Annotated in this window: 14 protein-coding genes and 2 rRNA genes (1 of these 16 only partly in view); 9 read left to right on the top strand and 7 right to left on the bottom strand. The window is 72.4% G+C overall.

The features are described from left to right. Positions 1-23 precede the first annotated feature (23 nt). Positions 24-962: a helix-turn-helix domain-containing protein gene (locus tag J2S44_RS42350; protein WP_310429257.1), complete on the bottom strand. Its 939-nt coding sequence runs from the start codon at positions 960-962 to the stop codon at positions 24-26. Between the two features lie 61 nt (positions 963-1,023). Here J2S44_RS42350 and J2S44_RS42355 point away from each other — a divergent pair, with 61 nt between their 5' ends. From J2S44_RS42355 to J2S44_RS42370, 4 genes are read left to right on the top strand one after another with little or no spacing between them, the layout of a single operon-like run. Then, the gene (locus tag J2S44_RS42355; RefSeq protein WP_310429259.1) at positions 1,024-1,548 is read left to right on the top strand and encodes a (2Fe-2S)-binding protein; all 525 of its coding nucleotides are present in this window, start codon (positions 1,024-1,026) and stop codon (positions 1,546-1,548) included. Beyond that, positions 1,545-2,534 carry an FAD binding domain-containing protein gene (locus J2S44_RS42360; RefSeq protein ID WP_310429261.1) on the top strand — a complete coding sequence of 330 codons (990 nt, stop codon included), beginning with the start codon at positions 1,545-1,547 and terminating at the stop codon, positions 2,532-2,534. Before J2S44_RS42355 ends, J2S44_RS42360 begins: the two co-directional genes overlap by 4 nt. A gap of 58 nt (positions 2,535-2,592) precedes the next feature. Beyond that, on the top strand, positions 2,593-4,908 hold the full coding sequence (locus J2S44_RS42365) for a xanthine dehydrogenase family protein molybdopterin-binding subunit (protein ID WP_310429263.1): 2,316 nt from the start codon (positions 2,593-2,595) through the stop codon (positions 4,906-4,908). Next, positions 4,905-5,954: an XdhC family protein gene (locus tag J2S44_RS42370; RefSeq protein ID WP_310429265.1), complete on the top strand. Its 1,050-nt coding sequence runs from the start codon at positions 4,905-4,907 to the stop codon at positions 5,952-5,954. The genes J2S44_RS42365 and J2S44_RS42370 overlap by 4 nt, the downstream gene beginning before the upstream one ends. A 66-nt stretch (positions 5,955-6,020) precedes the next feature. On the opposite strand, the gene J2S44_RS42375 is transcribed toward J2S44_RS42370, so the two are convergent. Together J2S44_RS42375 and J2S44_RS42380 are read right to left on the bottom strand one after the other, a co-directional pair. Continuing rightward, positions 6,021-6,530, bottom strand: coding sequence for a hypothetical protein (locus J2S44_RS42375; protein ID WP_310429267.1), 510 nt, complete (start codon positions 6,528-6,530; stop codon positions 6,021-6,023). A 149-nt stretch (positions 6,531-6,679) separates the two neighbouring features. Beyond that, positions 6,680-6,871 (bottom strand): hypothetical protein, encoded by a 192-nt coding sequence (locus J2S44_RS42380; RefSeq protein ID WP_310429269.1) that lies wholly within the window; start codon positions 6,869-6,871, stop codon positions 6,680-6,682. A 179-nt stretch (positions 6,872-7,050) separates the two neighbouring features. On the opposite strand from J2S44_RS42380, the gene J2S44_RS42385 reads away from it, so the two are divergent. Then, the gene (locus tag J2S44_RS42385; RefSeq protein WP_310429270.1) at positions 7,051-7,821 is read left to right on the top strand and encodes an RNA polymerase sigma factor; all 771 of its coding nucleotides are present in this window, start codon (positions 7,051-7,053) and stop codon (positions 7,819-7,821) included. After that, positions 7,814-10,666, top strand: coding sequence for a helix-turn-helix transcriptional regulator (locus J2S44_RS42390; RefSeq protein WP_310429272.1), 2,853 nt, complete (start codon positions 7,814-7,816; stop codon positions 10,664-10,666). Before J2S44_RS42385 ends, J2S44_RS42390 begins: the two co-directional genes overlap by 8 nt. 267 nt (positions 10,667-10,933) lie before the next feature. Here the strand turns inward: J2S44_RS42390 and J2S44_RS42395 are convergent, their stop codons facing one another. Further along, positions 10,934-11,509: a TetR/AcrR family transcriptional regulator gene (locus tag J2S44_RS42395; protein ID WP_310429274.1), complete on the bottom strand. Its 576-nt coding sequence runs from the start codon at positions 11,507-11,509 to the stop codon at positions 10,934-10,936. Between the two features lie 11 nt (positions 11,510-11,520). Then, positions 11,521-12,807, bottom strand: coding sequence for a hypothetical protein (locus J2S44_RS42400; protein ID WP_310429275.1), 1,287 nt, complete (start codon positions 12,805-12,807; stop codon positions 11,521-11,523). A gap of 455 nt (positions 12,808-13,262) precedes the next feature. Between J2S44_RS42400 and J2S44_RS42405 the strand changes: the two genes are divergently transcribed. The 3 genes from J2S44_RS42405 to J2S44_RS42415 are packed head-to-tail and all read left to right on the top strand — an operon-like array spanning position 13,263 to position 16,346. Continuing rightward, positions 13,263-14,597, top strand: a complete 1,335-nt coding sequence (locus tag J2S44_RS42405) for an extracellular solute-binding protein (RefSeq protein ID WP_310429277.1) — start codon at positions 13,263-13,265, stop codon at positions 14,595-14,597. Further along, entirely contained in the window at positions 14,594-15,517 is a 924-nt protein-coding gene (locus tag J2S44_RS42410) for a carbohydrate ABC transporter permease (RefSeq protein ID WP_310429279.1), read from the top strand. Before J2S44_RS42405 ends, J2S44_RS42410 begins: the two co-directional genes overlap by 4 nt. A 1-nt stretch (position 15,518) precedes the next feature. Further along, positions 15,519-16,346 carry a carbohydrate ABC transporter permease gene (locus J2S44_RS42415; RefSeq protein ID WP_310429281.1) on the top strand — a complete coding sequence of 276 codons (828 nt, stop codon included), beginning with the start codon at positions 15,519-15,521 and terminating at the stop codon, positions 16,344-16,346. Positions 16,347-16,441: 95 nt separating this feature from the next. Here J2S44_RS42415 and rrf read toward each other — a convergent pair. Together rrf and J2S44_RS42425 are read right to left on the bottom strand one after the other, a co-directional pair. After that, a 5S ribosomal RNA gene (gene rrf, locus J2S44_RS42420) occupies positions 16,442-16,558 on the bottom strand. Between the two features lie 81 nt (positions 16,559-16,639). After that, positions 16,640-17,076, bottom strand: a 23S ribosomal RNA gene (locus tag J2S44_RS42425); it runs 2,639 nt beyond the window's last position.

The raw sequence follows: 17,076 nt of genomic DNA on the forward strand, positions 1-17,076 counted from the left end.
GCACGTGCCCGGCGGCGTCGCGCCTACGCCGTCGCGCGGCGCAGGCGTTGGCGGTAGCGGAGCGGGGACTCGCCGGTCTCGCGTTTGAAGGCCGTGCTGAACGCGCTCTCCGAGGCGTATCCCAGGTGGCCGGCCAGCGCTCCCACGCCGACGTCGCTGTCGCGGAGCGCGCGCTGGGCGTGCAGCATGCGCCAGCGGCTCATGTACGCGACCGGCGGCATGCCCGCGACCGTGCGGAACCGTTCGGCGAACGACGTGCGGGACATCGACGCGGCCCGGGCCAGTTCGTCGACGCTCGGGCGGCGGGCCGGTTCGCCGTGCATCAGCGCGAGCGTGGGGCGCAGCTGTTCGTCGGTGGACACGCGCAGCCAGCCGGGCGGCAGGTCGGTCTGGTGCATGTAGGCGCGCAGCAGCTCGAGCACGAACAGCTGCCCGTACTGCCGCATGGCGAACGTGGAGCCGACGCGGTCGGCGAGCAGTTCCTCGAACAGCCGGTCGAGGACGCGCCGCACACCGGTCGCGGCGGCCGCGGCCGCGCGCACGTGCGCCACGGGGGGCAGCACCGGCGCGAGCAGCGCGTGACCGGCCGGGTTGAGGTCGACGTGGCCGCCGACCATGATGTCGTCGGCGTCCGTGGCGGAGCCGAACAGCGCCAGCACGTCGTCGTTGACGTCGACCTCCTCGATGACGCGGCGGGGCAGCCCGTCCGGCGTGACGCTCTCCAGCCGTACGCCGTCCTGGTGGTTGAGCACGACGACGTCGCCGGCGGTCAGGTCGACCGGCGCGTCCAGGCCGGCGGCGTGGACGCGCATCCCGCCGCGGACGACGGCCATGAACTTCAGCGCCGAGCTCATGTCCATCTCCGGTGACATCCACGCGCCGCTCACCGCGGCACCGCCGGACACCACGCCGCGCACGTCGACGAGGTCGAGCACCTCGGAGAGTGGATCTCCCGGACGCACGCGAAGAAAATCTGAACTCACAGGCATTCACGGTACGCCGTGCGGTTCCTAGCGTGAAGACATGGAGCACATAACGATCAACGGTACGGACGTGGCGGCGCCGGAAGACGCGCGTGTCTCCCTGCTCGATCTGCTGCGTGACCATCTGCACCTGACCGGCACGAAGGTCGGCTGCAACCAGGGCGCCTGCGGCGCGTGCACGGTGCTGGTCGACGGCGACCGGGTGCTGTCCTGCCTGACGCTCGCGGCGCAGGCGGCCGGCCGGTCGGTCACCACGATCGAGGGCCTGGAGTCGCACCCGCTGCAGGACGCGTTCGTGGCGGCCGACGGCCTGCAGTGCGGCTACTGCACGCCGGGTCAGATCTGCGCGGCCGCGGCCATGCTCGACGAGGTGCGCGCGGGCACGCCGAGTTACGTCACGCCGGATCTCGGCGCGGAGCGGGTGGCGCTGTCCCGCGTGGAGGTGCGCGAGCGGATGAGCGGAAACCTGTGCCGGTGCGGCGCCCACAACGGGATCATCGACGCGATCATGCACGTCGCGGAGAACCAGGACACGGCGAAGCAGCTCGCGGAGGAGGCGGCATGAACCCCGTGACGTACCGCCGGCCCTCGTCCGTCGCGGACGCGGTCGCGGCGGCTGGCTCGGACGGCTGGCGGCTGCTCGGCGGCGGCACCAACCTGGTCGACCTGATGCGCAAGGGCGTGGAGTCCCCGGCCGGGCTGCTGGACGTGACCGGGCTGCTGCCGGACACGATCACCCCGGCCGCGGACGGCGGGCTGGTGATCGGCGCGGCCGCGCGGAACAGCGCGATCGCGGCGCACCCGCTCATCCGGCGCGACTATCCGATGCTGTCCCGGGCGATCCTGGCCGGCGCGTCCGCGCAGATCCGGAACATGGCCACGGCCGCCGGCAACCTGATGCAGCGCACCCGCTGCGCGTACTTCGCGGACGCGGCCGGCTCCCGCTGCAACAAGCGCGCACCCGGCAGCGGCTGCGACGCGATCGGCGGCTTCACCCGGTACCACTCGATCTTCGGCGCGTCGCCGGACTGCGTCGCGGCGCACCCGTCGGACATGGCCGTGGCGCTCGCCGCGCTGGACGCGCGCGTCGTGGTGACCGGGCGCGACGGTGACCGGACGATCCCGGTCGGCGAGTTCTACCGGCTGCCGGGCGACCGGCCGGACCTCGAGACCGTGCTGTCGCCGGACGAGGTCATCATGTGGATCGAGCTGCCGCCGTCGGCGTTCGCCGGCGCGTCCGCGTACCGCAAGGTGCGCGACCGGGCCAGTTACGCGTTCGCGCTGGTGTCGGTCGCGGCCGCGCTGGAGATGCGGGACGGGACCGTGCACGACGTGCGGATCGCGCTCGGCGGCGTCGCCCCGAGACCGTGGCGCGCGCACCTGGCCGAGGACGCGCTGCGCGGCGCCCGTCCCACGGACGAGGCGATCACCGCGGCGATCGACGCGGAACTGGCGCACGCGACGCCGCTGCCCGGCAACACCTTCAAGGTCGAGTTGGTACGCCGGACCGTGTCCGCGCTCCTCGCCGAGCTCCGCGGCGGCACCGCATGACCGGGCCCGTGCGTCGATCGTCGGCCCGCCACAACACCGGTCTGGAGAGGAGCCCGGCATGAGCAGGGTGCAGAACGTCGTCATCGGGTCGGTCCGTCGGGTGGCGGGCTGGCTGCCGGACCGGATACTCCCCGGCGGCGGCACACCGGATCCGCTGATCGAGCGGCAGACCGAGGTCGGACGGCCGACGTCGCGCCTGGACGGGCCGCTCAAGGTCACCGGCCGGGCGCCGTTCGTGACCGAGACCGTGCTCGATGGGCAGGTCTGTGCCGCGCTGGTGCACAGCACGATCACCCGCGGCCGGATCTCCCGCCTGGACACGCGCGCCGCGGAGGCCGCGCCCGGCGTGGTCCTGGTCCTGACGTACCGGAACATGCCCCGGCTCCGGATCGTCCCGATGCCCGGCGGTGCCGACCTGTTCGCGCCGGGCAGCAGCGGGCTGCCGGTCATGCAGGACGGCGAGGTCCGCTACAACGGGCAGGCCGTCGCGGCCGTGCTCGCGGAGACGCAGGAGCAGGCGGACCACGCGGCCGCGCTGATCGAGATCGACTACGACGTGCAACCCGCCGCGACCCGGTTCGAGGACGCGAAGGCGACCGCGCGTACCCCGGCGTCGATCCTGATCGAGAAGAACCACGTGTCGGTCGGTGGCGCGGAGCGGCGGCTGCGCGCCTCGGCCCACCGGGTGGACAACGTCTACCGCACGCCCGGCCACAACCACAACGCGATCGAGCTGCACGGGGTGACCGCGGCCTGGGACGGTGACTCGCTGCTGGTGCACGACACCACGCAGGGGGTCGTCCCGGAGGCGCGGGCGCTCGCCACCGTCTTCGGCCTGAAGAACGACCAGGTGCGGGTGCTGTCGCCGTTCGTCGGCGGCGGGTTCGGCGGCAAAGGGCTGTGGGACCACCAGATCATCGCGGTCGCGGCGGCCCGGGTGGCCGGGCGGCCGGTGCGGCTGCGGCTGTCCCGGGAGGGCGTCTACCGGATCATCGGTGGGCGGAGCCCGTCCGAGCAGCGGGTGGCGGTCGGCGCGGACGCGGACGGCCGGTTCACCGCGATCGTCCACACCGGATACACCGTGATGCCGTCGTACGGCGCCTGCCCGGAGCAGTTCACCATGGGCACCCGCACGGCGTACCGCGCGGACAGTTTCGAAATCCTGCAGCGGCACCTGGATCTGGACGTCGTGCCGAACACGTTCATGCGCACGCCGGGCGAGACGATCGGCACGTTCGCCGTGGAGAGCGCGATCGACGAGCTCGCGCACGAGATGGACGCGGACCCGGTGGAGCTGCGCCTGCGCAACCTGCCGGACCGGCACCCGATCTCCGGCTCGCCGTTCTCGCAGCACGCGCTGCACCGGGCGTTCGTCGACGGCGCCGCGCGCTTCGGCTGGGACCGGCGGACCGCGAAACCCGGCGAGCGGCGCGACGGCGAGTGGCTGATCGGCCTGGGCTGTGCCTCCGGCGGTTTCCCGTACGTGCGGATCCCCGGCGCGAACGTCCGGCTCACGCTGCGCCGCGACGGCACGGTGGCGATCTCCTGCTCCGCGCAGGACATGGGCATGGGTACGACCACGGTGCAGACCCAGCACGCCGCGGACCGGCTCGGCCTGCCGCTGGACCGGATCACGTTCACGCTCGGCGACTCCGCGCTGGCCGCGAGCCCGATGGCCGGCGGCTCCGCGCAGACCGCGACGATCATGGGGGCGGTGATGTCCGCGGCCGACCGGCTGCGCGACGAGCTGCTGACGCTCGCCGGCCCGGGCAGCCCGGTCGCGGGGCTGCGCGCGACCGCGGCACGGCTGGCCGACGGCGGCGTCGTGGCGGCCGCGGACCCGGCCCGGCACGACACCTACCAGGCGATCCTGGCGCGGGCCGGGCGCGACGAGGTGACCGTCACCGGCGCCGGTGCGCCACCGCTGGAGTTCCTCAAGTACACGATGCACAGCTCGTCCGCGGTCTTCTGCGAGGTGCGGGTCAGCGAGGTCACCGGCGAGGTGCGCGTCGACCGGCTGCTCGGCTCGTTCGACTGCGGCACCGTGCTCAACCCGAAGACCGCGGCCAGCCAGCTGCGCGGCGGCATGATCATGGGCTTGGGCGTGGCGCTGGCCGAGGAGACGCTGTTCGACGAGCGCACCGGCCGGATCATGAACCCGTCGCTGGCCGACTACCACATCCCGGCGCACCTGGACGTGCCGGACATCGAGGTGCTGTGGACCGGCATCCCGGACCCGCACTCGCCGCTCGGCGCGCGCGGTATCGGCGAGCTCGGCACCAGTGGCGTCGCGGCCGCGGTGGCGAACGCGGTCTTCAACGCGACCGGTCGCCGCGTCCGCGACCTGCCGCTCACGCTGGACAAACTGCTGTGAGGGAGATCGCCGCCGGGCTGGCGGAGTGGCGGGCCGCCGGCCTGCGGTTCGCGACCGCGACCGTGGTGTCGACGTGGCGGTCCGCGCCCCGCCCGCCCGGCGCCGCGATGGCCGTCGCGGAGACCGGCGAGGTGCTCGGCAGCGTCTCCGGCGGCTGCGTCGAGGCGGCGGTCTACGAGCTGGCCCGCACGGTGCTGGAGACCGGTTCGCCGGTCCTCGAGACGTACGGTGTCGCGGACGACGACGCGTTCGCGGTCGGCCTCACCTGCGGCGGCACCATCGAGGTGCTGGTCCAGCCGGACACCGACCTGCCGGATCACGTGCTGTCCGCGGTACGGGAGGGCCGCCCGGCCGCGACCGCCTCCATGCTGGAGTGCGGGGACGGGCTGGGACGGCGCCTGCACGTACCGGCCGACGAGGTTCTGGAGGGTTTCGACCGGGTGGTGGCCGACCAGGCCGCCGGCATGCTGGCGGCCGGCACCACCGGCGTGGTCGCGCTCGGCGCGGAGGCCCGTCGCGTGTTCGTGCAGTCGTTCGCGCCGCCACCCCGCATGATCGTCTTCGGTGCGATCGACTTCGCGGCCGCGGTGTCCCGGATCGGGAAGTTCCTCGGCTACCACGTGACGGTGTGCGACGCCCGACCGGTCTTCACCACGCCGCGCCGCTTCCCGGACGCGGACGAGGTGGTGGTGCGGTGGCCGCACGACTACCTGGCGGCCACCGAGGTGGACGCGCGGACCGTCCTGTGCGTGCTCACCCACGACCCGAAGTTCGACATTCCGCTGCTGACCGCGGCGCTGCGGTCGCCGGCCCGCTACATCGGCGCGATGGGCAGCCGCGCCACCCACCGCGACCGGATGCGGCGGCTCCGCGACGCGGGCGTGCCCGAGGCGGCGCTGGCCCGCCTCTCCTCACCGATCGGCCTCGACCTGGGCGCCCGCACCCCGGAGGAGACCGCGGTCTCCGTCGCCGCCGAGATCGTCGCGTCCGCCTGGGGCGGTTCGGGCCGCCCGCTGACCGAGCTCGAGGCGCCGATCCACCGCTGAGCCCGCCACGGCGGTCCGCGTGGCGGGCAACGGCCGCCCGGAGCCGGACGGGCGGCCGGGTGACCGTCAGCTCAGCTTCGCGCAGAGGTCGTCCGTGGTGTAGTGGCCGGTGAGCCCGCGGTAACCGTCGGGTCGCAGGTCGATGCGGTACAGGCCGTCGACGACGTAGAGGCCGCGGGCGAGCGTGCCGGCCTCGCCCGCGCCGAGCAGGATCGGCCCGGCGGAGTGGATCGTCCGCCCGCCGTCGTCGTGGTACGTGCTGGTGCTGCTGCCGCCCGCGTCCGCGTCCACGGTCGCGCCGGTGTCCACGTTGGTCAGCCGCAGGACCAGCGGCCCGGTCGCGGCCTCCAGCCGGGGCGACCCGTCCGGCTTCGCGACCAACGTCCGGTAGTAGACCTCGTCCACGACCGCGACCGCGTGCACCGGGAAGTCGCAGCGATACCCGGCCGGAAGATCGAAGGGCGGCGTGGGTACGCGGTGCCAGCCCGTCCCTGGCCCGGGCGTCGCGTGGGCGGCGGTGCCTCCGGCGATCGCGAGCATCACGCCCGCGATCGCCGCACTGATCGGTCGTCGCACTGGGATACCTCCTCGGCGGTGTGTGATCACCTCGCCTGGACGCGACGAACCTCGGCACACGTTGCCGCCCGGCCTGTCGGAATTGCGATTGACCGACACCGATCAGTCGGCGCGGCCCCGGCACCGGTCGGCGGCGAGCGGCGCGCCGGTCAGCGTCCGATCACGGCGTGGAAGAGCATCACCGCCCCGCCCGACGAACTGGCACCCCAGATCACCGCCCGGGCCGCGGACGGGTCGTCCACGTACGAGAGCGCACCCGCCAGGATGCCGACGACGAGCGCCGAGAACAGAATGACGGCGGCGCGGACGGTCAGCAGCGGGCCGGGAGGCGACGATGCCACGGTGGTCCTCCAGTCGAAGATCGGACGGTCGCAGACCATAGGCGGGTGGGCGACCGCCGGCCCACGCGCCGGTTCCCGAGGAAAAAAGTTCGGGTTCACGCGTGGGGCCGCCGGTCACCGGCCGCATACGAGTCCACCGTCAACAAACCACGGGGACGGACGATCCGAGGGGGCGGCGGGTGAGCGAGGCATGGGACGAGGACGCGGAGTACGACCCCGCGTCCCCGGACCCCGTGCGACCGGAGGACCGGGCCGTCGCCGCGGCGGACCACGACCGCCGGCTGGAGGCGGATCAGCGTCTCGTCGCGCTGCTCGCGCGGGACGGATTCGAGGGCCCCCGGTACGACCGGTTCGCCCGCGACCTGTGCGACTACGCCCTGCCGGTCCTCAAGGGCTGGTTGTACTCCGGCGAGATCTTCGGACTCTGCGCGAAGGTGCGGATCTTCCTGCACCCCACGGAACGCGAACTGGCCCGGCTGCACCACGACGCCGACGCCCGGGAGGAGCTGGCGGCGATGACGGTCGCGGTCGCGCTCCGGAAGTTCCGGAACATCGCGCTCGTCGGCGGTGGCTGGACGGCCGACGGAGGAGCGTGCCTGACGACGTACTTCATGGGCGCCTGCAAGCTCGTCTTCGCGGGCGAGCTGCGGAGGGTCCGGGACCAGGATCGGCGGTGGCGGCAGCAGGACGCCTGCGACGTGCGGCCCGAACTCGCCGCCGACGACCCCGCGGCGATCGCGGTGGGCACGGATCTCGTGCGCTACCACCTCGACCGGGTCGACGAACGCACCGCGGTCTGCGTGGCGCTGCACATCGACGGATACACCCACGAGCAGATCGCCAAGTCCCTCGGCGACGGCACGTCACCGCGCGCGGTCGAGGGGGTCCCGCACCGGTGGCGGACGAAGGTGAAGCGGGAGCTGGAAGACGGGGGTGAGCCCGATGGGTGAACACGGAACCGAGCAGACCTTCGAGCAGTTGATCGAGGCGTCGTCGTTGGGCACACCGGACGCGCGCCGGTTGCGGGCGCTCACCACGGACGCGGAGGCCGAGGCGGTACGCCGGGCGGCCCACGGCCGGTTCGGCACGGGCCTGTCCCGGGCCCGTCCCGAGCTGGTCGGCCGGGCCCGGGAGTGGGCCGCTCTCGTCGGCGCCGTCAAGGCCACGGCCGAGGGCGCGGGCGGGTGCACGGTGCTCACCGCGCCCGCGGGCAGCGGCAAGACGCACCTGTTCACGGCCGTGGTGCGGGCCGCGGAACGCCGCGGGCTGACGGTGGCGTACCGCGCCGCGACCGAGCCGGACCGCACCGCGCCGCTGCGCAGCCTGCTGGCCGCGCTGAGCCGGCTCGTGCCGGTCGCGCCCACGCTGGCCTGGCTGGGCGAGGAACGGCCGACGCCGTCCACGCCGGACCGGATCGGCCGTGAGCTCGAGGACCTCGCGGCCGACCGGCCACTGGTGGTCATCATCGACGACGCCCAGTGGATGGACGAGTTCAGCGTGCTCGCGGTGCGTACCCTCGTGCTCCGGTTGTCCTTCTCCCCGGTCCGCTGGTTCTTCGCGCGGCGGCCGGGCGCCGGGGACGCGCTGGACGACCTGATCGGGCTGGGCGCGCAGGAGATCACGGTCGGGCCGTTGACCGACGCGGACGTGGCGGAGCTGTGCGCGCGGGAGGTGGGCACGCCGGTCGACGCGTCCGTGCTCGCCCAGGTGGAGCGGTGCGGCGGCAACCCGCTCTGGATCACACAGCTCCTCGCCGCCCTGCGCGCGGAGGAGCAGCTGGCGGTGGTCGGCGGCCGGGCGACCCTGGTCGGCGGCGAGGTGCCGACCAGCTTCACCGGCGTGACCGAACTGCGGCTGAGCGGCCTGCCGGACCCGGTCCAGCTGCTGCTGCGCGCCGGTTCGGTGCTCACCGGCCCGTTCCGGCTCGGCGAGGTCGCGGCGCTGCTCAGCGAGCCGGAGGACGCGCTGTGGACGTCGGCCGAGCGGGCGGTCGACGCCGGCATGCTGGTGCCCGGCCCGCCCGACGGCTACACGTTCGCGCACGAGATGATCCGCGAGGCGGTCTACACGACCGTTCCCGCGCCGATGCGTCACCGGCTGCACCAGCGGGCCGCGGTCGCGGTGGGCGCGGCCGGGCGGCCACCGGCCGAGGTCGCCGAGCACCTGATGAAGGCCGGCCCGGCCGCGGCCACCGGTCAGACCGGGTTGCTCCGCGAGGCCGCCGCGCGGATCGCCGCGCTGGCACCGGGCGCGGCGGCGGACATCTACCTGTACGCGGTCTCCGGCCTGGACGCGGCCGATCCGCGGCGGGCCGAGTTCACCGCGGAGGCGGTGCCGCTGCTGGCGTCCGCGGGCCGGCTGGCGGAGGCACAGCGGTACGGCGAGGCCGCGTTCCGCTCCGGGCTCGACGCCACCACCGTGGCGCGGCTGTGCCTCGGCCTCGCGGAGGCGTGCAAGCACACCGGCCACAACGCGGACGCGGTCGAGTACACGAGCCGTGGCCTGCGGTTGCACGGCGTCGCCGACGAGGTGCGCGCGCGGCTCTGCGCGGCCCGGGCCCACGCGCAGTTCTACGCGGACGACCTGGCGGACGCGGACCGGTTCGGCGCGCGGGCGCACGGCATCGGCGCGGATCCGGGCGCCGCGGCCTTCGGGCTCGCGGCCCGGTCGCTGGTCGCGGCCGCGCGTGGACGGCTCACCGAGGCGCTGCGCCACGCGAGCCGGGCGGTGGAGCTGGCGGACCGGGCGGGCGGCGAGGCCGTGCACCGGCATCCGCAGATCTGGCTCGGCAGCGCGCTCACCATGCTGGACCGCCTGGACGAGGCCGCCGCGACGCTCAGCGCGGGACGCCGGGAATCGGCCCGGCTCGGCACCGGCTGGTCCGGGCCGCTCTGGCACTACTACGAGGCGCAGCTGCTGTGCGCGCGCGGCGACCTGCAGGCGGCGGCCGACACCGCGCTGGCCGGGGTGGAACTGGCCGAGCAGCAGGCGGTGTGGCAGTTGACCGTGCCGTTGCTCGGCACGATCGTGCGGATCCACGTGTATCGCGGTGACCTCGCCGCCGCCCGGATGGCCGCGGAGAAGGCGCGCGAACGCACGCGGACCGGCATCACCGCGGCACCCGAGGACGTGATCTGGCCGGAGGCGCTGCTGGCGTACGCGGAGGACGGCGCCGAGCTGGCGGCGGCGCACCTGCGGCCGCTGTACCGGTCGATCGAGGCCCGGCCGGTGCTGATCGCACAGGATCCGGTCGCGGCGGCGACGCTGGTGCGGATCGCGACCGCGGCGGGCCGCACCGCCTCGGCGCAGGCGGTGGTCCGGGCCGCGCGGTCGCTGGCCGCCCGGAACCCGGCGCTGCCGACGCTCGCCGGCGTGGCCGCGCACGCGGAGGGCCTGCACCGCGGTGACGTGGCGCTGCTGCGCGCGGCCGCCGAACGGCTTCGCCGCGGGCCGCGCCGCCTGGTGCTGGCGGCCGCGCTCGACGATCTGGCGGCGGCGGAGGACCGGGCCGGGAACGGCGCCGCCGCCGCGTCCGCCGCGGCCGAGGCGACCGCGCTGCGCCGGGCCTGCGGCGTGACCGGGACCCGGCACCGGCGGCGCGACGCGCTGTCCCCGGTGGAGGTGGCGGTCGCCAGCCGTGCCGCCCGGGGGCTGCGGAACCGGCAGATCGCGGACGAGATGAAGCTTCCGCCGTACGCGGTGTACGCGCACATGCGGCAGATCTACACGAAGCTGGACATCGACCGGGTGTCGGCGCTCACCGCCTGGTACGCCGGCCGGCACCCGGTCACCTGAGCCCGGCAGGCCAGCAGCCGTTCCCAGCGTGCGCGGCGGGCCACACCGCCGGAACCGCGGACCGCCAGGGCTTCGGACCGCGGAAGCCGCGGGGCCGGTAGGAACTGTGGAGACCGCGGAACCGGGGTGGGGTTGACGGGTGACCGGCCACGGCACGGACAGGGAGGAGCCCCTGGGCGACGACCGGTGCCCGCGGGAGCGTGCGGAGGGTGACCACGCCGGAAGCGGGAAAGCGGGTTCTGCGGTTCGGTTTCCGGGGTGCCGGGTTCAGCGCGGCAGGACCGCGTCGATCAGGTCGGTGAGCAGGGAGCGGAGGACGGCGTCGTCGGCGGAGGCGAGCGGTTCCGGGCGCAGCGCCGAGCGGATCGTGGCGATGCCGAACGCGGCCGCGATCACGATCTCCGCGCGCAGCAGCGCGTGTTCGTCGGTCCCGCCGGTGGCGGCCAGCTTGCGGGCGTGCGCGACCAGGACGGTGCGCCGCAGGTCGTCGATGCGTTCGTCGCCGGATGAGCGCATCAGCATGACGTACGCGTTGTCCGGGCCGTTGCCGCCCGCGACGCGGCCGGCGACGCGGGCGATGATCTCGTCGCGGGACAGGCCGTCGGTGTCGTTGCCCAGGTCGGTGACGGCGGTGCCGAGGCAGGCCTCGAAGAGGCCCTCCTTGGACGCGAAGTAGCGGCTGATCAGCGAGACGTTGACGCCGGCGTCGTCCGCGATGTCCCGTACGGTCGTGGCCGCGTAACCGTCCCGGATGAACCGCAGCCGGGCGGCGTCCAGCAGCAGCCGGCGGGTGCGCGCGGCGTCGCGCCGACGCGGCGTGACCGGGGAGTCCGGGTCAGACACAGTTGATCATCCTAGGCGCGGGTGGGACGCTTGCGGTGGATGCGGTAGTGGAGCGTCAGGAACGGCAGGCCGTACAGCGAGAACGCGTGTGCGGCCCGCAGTTCGCCGTCCTCGGTGAAGACGTCGAGCCGCTCGGTGAAGCCGTGCACCGCCAGCGTGGTCAGCTCGCGCGTCGCCCGGTCCACGAAGGTCAGGTAGTGGCCGGGGTGGGCCAGCGCGCTGCTGCTGGTCAGCACGAGACCGCCGCCGGGCCGGGGCAGCGGCTGCAGCGTGGCCGTGAAGCTGCCCTGCGGCACCGGGAAGCCGACGCTGACGTAGCCGCGGCCGTCGTGCCGGTACGTCGTGTAGATGCCGACGTAGATCGGCTCGTCCGTGTCGGCGAACGACCGGATCCAGCCGCGTACGCCGATCACGTCGGTGCCGTCCGGGGTGATCGTGTCGATCCGGCTGTTGACGCCGCGCACCGTCTCGCGCTGGTTCATCGGCAGGTTCGCCTGGCCCAGCGGGCGCGCCACGAGCGTGCGGTAGAGCAGGTAGCCGGGCCGTACCCAGAGCCGCCACTCGGGCACGATGTCGAGCCGGAACCGGGTGGTCCGCTCGTAGAACTCGCGCACCAGCGGGTCCACGCCGGACGGGTCGAAGCCGGGCCCGGCGAGGTCGTCGAGCGACGCGACGATCCCGGCCTCCGGCGCGTCCTCCCGGTACGCGCCGCCGAGCACCTCGGCCAGCTCGCGCACGTAGCCGGTGCCGACGTAACCGGTGCGGGCCTCGAGCGGCACCACGAACGGCAGGTCCTCGGCGCGCGCCCGCTCGGCCAGCAGGCCCACCTGCGTGTCCCGGAACAGCAGCGCGGCCAGCGCCCGGTAGCCGACCACCGCGCTCGCCGCGACCACGGCCGGTGGCACGTCCCGCCCGGCCGCCCGCTGCCACACGGCCCCGGCGACCGCGCCGGCGATCGGGCCGAGCGCCACCTTCTGCGGGCGCAGCCCGAGCCCGCCGGCCACCGCGCCGGCGGCCACGCCGACCGGGACCGGGCCGGCGCCGGTGAGCCGGCCGCCGAGCCAGCCGGCCGAGGCCGCGAGCGCGCCGCTCATCGCGACGCGGGACCACCACGCCGGGATCTCACCGGGCCGCTGCCGGGCCCGTGCCGCCGCCTCGGTCGCGGTGAGCGCGGCCGCGCCGGCGAGCCCGCCGATCGCCGCCGCCCGGGCGCCGCGGCGGCCGGTGAGCGCGGCACCGGCGAACGCCCCCACGAGCGCGGCCACGGCGAGGCCGGCGATCTTCGAACGTTCGGTCATGCGGGCACGCTAGCAAGCGGCCGCCGAGCCACGCGCCTGGCCGGGCCCGGTCCCGCGCGCGTCGCGCCGGTCCCGCGGACGGTCGCACCGGCCACCGGCGGGTTCCCGGCCGCCGCTGATCCACCCCGGTTGATCGACCCTGGAATCGACCTTCGAAGGTTTCCGGAAATTCTCGGAACACTTCACATCGTGCGGTTGCGCCGAGTCGGTCCGGCTCTCCGTGCGTCGCCGACACACTGCCCTGACATGCGTCGATGCGGTATGTAACGGAGTTACACCTGTACCGGAGGTTGCAGCCGAAAGTTTCGGGGCCTTGACATAAGGTTTCAGCGATTTTACGGTTGCGCCACCTCGTCCTCGGCGCGGCCTCCCCACTCCACTCGAGACCGTGCCAGGGCTCTTCGCGAGCAGAACCCGGCAAGCGCAAGCCAGCGTCTCGAGTACGGAGTTCACAGATGATCAGTAGAGCCATGTCCCGTCGTCATCTTCTGGGTCTGGGCGTCGGCGCCGGCGCGGCCGCGGCGCTGGCCGCGTGCGGCAGTTCCGGGCCCAGCGGCCAGTCCGGTGCGGGCGGTGACGGAGTCGCCGATTACTGGTCGCTCAGCGGCCCGCCCGGGGAGCCCGCCCGGCGCGCGGCCCTGGAGCGGTTCAACGCGGCCAATCCGGATACCAAGATCTCGTCGATCTTCCTCAAGAACGACGCGTTCAAGCAAAAGATCAAGACATCGATCGGCGCCGGCGAAGCCCCCGTGCTGATCTGGGGCTGGGGCGGCGGCACGCTCAAGTCGTACGTGGAGGCCGGCCAGGTCGACGACCTCACCGACTGGTTCACGCAGAACGCGGCGGTCAAGGACAAACTGTTCCCGACGTCGTTCGGTGCGGCCACGGTGAACGGCCGCGTCTACGCGATGCCGCACGAGACCGTCCAGCCGATCCTGCTCTACTGGAACAAGAAGGTCTTCGACGACGTCGGCGTGCAGCCGCCGCAGTCCTGGGGCGACATCCTCGACCTGGTGCCGAAGTTCAACGCGAGGAACATCGCGCCGTTCGCGCTCGGTGGCCAGTCCCGCTGGACGAACATGATGTGGCTGGAGCTGCTCCTCGACCGGACCGCCGGATCCGAGGTCTTCGACCGGGTGTTCGCCGGCGAGCCCAACGCCTGGTCCGACCCGGCCGTGCTGGACATGCTCACGAAGGTCCAGCAGCTGATCGACGCGAAGGGCTTCGTGAACGGCTTCTCCTCCATCACCGCGGACTCCAACGCCGACCAGGCGCTGCTCTACACCGGCAAGGCCGCGATGATGGTGCACGGCTCCTGGTCGTACGGCATCCAGGAGGAGCAGGGCGGCGACTTCGTCAAGAACGACGGGCTCGGCTACATGAACTTCCCGCCGGTCGACGGCGGCAAGGGCGACCCGTCCAACCAGGTCGGCAACCCGGGCCACTACCTGTCGATCAACGCCAAGGCGACGGCGGAGCAGAAGGAGGTGGCGAAGAAGTTCTTCTCCACCACGCTGATCGACGCGGAGGAGCCGAAGGCCTGGATCGACTCCGGCAACGTGCCGATCATCAAGGGCAGCGACAGCATGTACGAGGCGAACCCGAAGGGCGAGTTCCTCAAGTTCGTCTACGACACGTCGGTCAACGCGAAGGTCTTCGCCCAGTCCTGGGACCAGGCGCTGAGCCCGACCGCGGCGGAGACGCTGCTGGACAACATCGCCAAGCTGTTCCAGAAGCAGGTGAGCCCGCAGCAGTGGGTCGACAACATGAACGCGGTCATCGGCAAATGACCACGCTCGCTCCGCCCGCCGTGCGGGTGTCCGAGCCCACCGTCACCGGCGGCGGGCGGGGCGGCGGGCTGATCTGGATGACGCTGCCCGCGCTGTTGATCTTCACGGCGTTCGGCGTGGTGCCGTTGCTCGGCGTGCTCGCGCTCAGCTTCACCACCTGGAACAACGTCGGCCCGATCCAGCCCAGCGGCCTGGACAGCTGGACCACCGTGCTGCGCGACCCGGACCTGCCGCACGCGCTCTGGGTGACCTTCCTGATCATGGGATTGTCCTGGCTGGTACAGACGCCGATGTCGGTGCTGCTCGGCGTGTTCCTGGCCGCGCGCAAGCGGTACCGCGGGTTCCTCGCCGTGCTCTACTTCATCCCGCTGCTGCTGAGCTCGGCCGCCATCGCGATCACGTACAAGGCGCTGCTCGACCCGAACTTCGGCATCGGCAACGGCCTCGGCCTCCCGTGGCTCAACCAGGACTGGCTCGGTGACTCGACGCTCGCGGTCGGCGTCGTCATCTTCATCGTCTCCTGGCAGTACATCCCGTTCCACACGCTGATCTATCAGGGCGCGGTGAGATCCATTCCGACCAGCATGTACGAGGCGTCGCTGATCGACGGCGCCGGCCGGATCCGGCAGTTCTTCAGCATCACGCTGCCGCAGCTGCGGTACACGATCGTCACGTCGTCCACGCTGATGGTGGTCGGGTCGCTGACCCTGTTCGACCTGATCTACGTGCTGACCGCGGGCGGCCCCGGCGACGCCACCCGGGCGCTGGCGCTGGAGATGTACCGGACCGGGTTCCAGGCGAACCTGATGGGACCGGCGAGCGCGATCGCGGTCATCCTGGTGCTGGTCGGGCTCGGCCTGTCGCAGCTGCTGCGGCGGCTCGGCGGGCGCGGCGACGAGAGCCAGCAGGAGGGCGCCTGAAATGTACAAGCTCCTCCGGCTGAACTGGTTCGGCGGCGCACTGGCCTGGGTGTGGCTGGTCATCGTGATGCTGCCGCTCTACTGGGTCGTGATCACCAGCTTCAAGACGCGCGCGACGTACTTCATCACGAACACGTTCGCGCCGCCGGTCGATCCGACGTTCGACAACTACCTGACCGTGATCGAGAGCGGTTTCATCCGGTACTTCATGAACAGCATGATCGTGACCGCCGGAGCGGTGATCCCGGCCGTCGCGGTCTCGTTCATGGCGTCCTACGCGATCGTCCGCGGGGCCGGGAACCGATGGCTCCGCTCGATCAACACGCTGTTCCTGCTCGGACTGGCCATTCCGCTGCAGGCCGTGGTGATCCCGATCTATCTGATCATCATCCGCATGCAGATGTACGACACGCTGGCCGCGATCATCATGCCGTCGATCGCGTTCGCCATCCCGTTGTCGGTGCTGGTCCTGGCGAACTTCATCCGGGACGTGCCACGCGAGCTGTTCGAGTCGATGCGGGTCGACGGCGCGACCGAGTGGGGCACGCTGTGGCGGCTGGCGCTCCCGCTCACCCGGCCGGCGCTGGTGACCGTGGTCATCTACAACGCGCTGAGCATCTGGAACGGGTTCATCCTGCCGCTGGTGCTCACCCAGAGCCCGGACCAGCGCACGATGCCGCTCGCGCTCTGGACGTACGAGGGTGAGTACGGCATCAACGTGCCGGCGATCGCCGCCTCGGTCACGCTGACCACGGTCCCGATCGTGGTCGCCTACGCGATCGGCCGACGGCAGCTGCTGAGCGGCCTGACCGCGGGCTTCAGCAAGTAAACGACGATCTCCCGGAGGGCGGCCGCCCTCCGGGAGATCTTGTTGCGCAACACAACAAGGGCCGGCCCGGATGGGCTGGCCCTTGTTGAAAAGAAGTCCGGCGGCGTCCTACTCTCCCACACCCTCCCGAGTGCAGTACCATCGGCGCTGAAAGGCTTAGCTTCCGGGTTCGGAATGTAACCGGGCGTTTCCCTCTCGCTATAACCGCCGTAACACTATGAACTTAACCGGGTCCTTCACGGTTGTTTGTTCAGATATCACACAGTGGACGCGAGCATACTTTCAAAGTTTGTGTAGTCAAGTCCTCGGCCTATTAGTACCGGTCAACTCAACACGTTACCGTGCTTACATCTCCGGCCTATCAACCCAGTCATCTACTGGGAGCCTTACCCCACCGAAGTGGGTGGGATACCTCATCTTGAAGCGAGCTTCCCGCTTAGATGCTTTCAGCGGTTATCCCTTCCGAACGTAGCCAACCAGCCATGCCCATGGCAGGACAACTGGCACACCAGAGGTTCGTCCGTCCCGGTCCTCTCGTACTAGGGACAGCCCTTCTCAAGTATCCTACGCGCGCGGCGGATAGGGACCGAACTGTCTCACGACGTTCTAAACCCAGCTCGCGTACCGCTTTAATGGGCGAACAGCCCAACCCTTGGGACCTGCTACAGCCCCAGGATGCGACGAGCCGACATCGAGGTGCCAAACCATCCCGTCGATATGGACTCTTGGG

Origin of the sequence: Catenuloplanes niger, from assembly GCF_031458255.1 — a bacterium.
Taxonomy (GTDB): domain Bacteria; phylum Actinomycetota; class Actinomycetes; order Mycobacteriales; family Micromonosporaceae; genus Catenuloplanes; species Catenuloplanes niger.

Coding starts and splice junctions, on each gene's coding strand:
- J2S44_RS42355 (WP_310429259.1), top strand. CDS start 1,024: ATGGAGCACATAACGATCAACGGTACGGACGTGGCGGCGCCGGAAGAC.
- J2S44_RS42360 (WP_310429261.1), top strand. CDS start 1,545: ATGAACCCCGTGACGTACCGCCGGCCCTCGTCCGTCGCGGACGCGGTC.
- J2S44_RS42365 (WP_310429263.1), top strand. CDS start 2,593: ATGAGCAGGGTGCAGAACGTCGTCATCGGGTCGGTCCGTCGGGTGGCG.
- J2S44_RS42390 (WP_310429272.1), top strand. CDS start 7,814: ATGGGTGAACACGGAACCGAGCAGACCTTCGAGCAGTTGATCGAGGCG.
- J2S44_RS42400 (WP_310429275.1), bottom strand. CDS start 12,807: ATGACCGAACGTTCGAAGATCGCCGGCCTCGCCGTGGCCGCGCTCGTG.
- J2S44_RS42405 (WP_310429277.1), top strand. CDS start 13,263: ATGATCAGTAGAGCCATGTCCCGTCGTCATCTTCTGGGTCTGGGCGTC.
- J2S44_RS42410 (WP_310429279.1), top strand. CDS start 14,594: ATGACCACGCTCGCTCCGCCCGCCGTGCGGGTGTCCGAGCCCACCGTC.
- J2S44_RS42415 (WP_310429281.1), top strand. CDS start 15,519: ATGTACAAGCTCCTCCGGCTGAACTGGTTCGGCGGCGCACTGGCCTGG.